At 50.7% G+C, this 505-nt stretch carries 1 protein-coding gene; it reads right to left on the bottom strand.

Features of this window, described 5'->3' with window-relative positions:
• Window positions 1-4: 4 nt before the first annotated feature.
• The coding region (locus R7Z50_RS31430) for a TatD family hydrolase (protein ID WP_318150267.1) at window positions 5-505 on the bottom strand (501 nt) is incomplete at its 5' end.

Raw genomic sequence — 505 nt, 5'->3', positions numbered from 1 at the left:
TTGCTTAAATCTTAAATAAGTTTTTTGCATTTTCCGTGGTGATAGCATCTATGGTTGCGACTTCTTCGCCACGCAAGTCTGCCACTCGCTGCGCGACGAGCGATGTGTAAGCTGGCTCATTGCGTTTACCGCGATGCGGCACTGGCGCCAAATATGGGCAGTCTGTTTCTAAGATGACCCATTGCATGTCTAAGTGTGGAATGACTTGGTCCATGCCGCCGTTTTTAAACGTCGATACACCGCCTAAACCAAGGTGGAAGCCCAACTCGTTAATTGCTCGCGCCTCTTCTAAGCTGCCACCAAAACAATGGAACACGCCACGCAGGCGACCGTCTTGCTCTTGACGAAGCAGAGTCAGCGTTTCTTCGATGGAATCGCGGGTGTGGATCACCACAGGTAAATCCATCTCTTTTGCCCAATTGAGTTGGGTGACGAAAGCCATCTCTTGCTCTGCTCGGTAGGTTTTATCCCAATACAGGTCGATGCCGATTTCGCCCACGGCGAT

It is taken from the genome of Vibrio sp. 1249-1, assembly GCF_033340495.1.
This window is presented reverse-complemented; position numbering and strand designations above follow the sequence as displayed.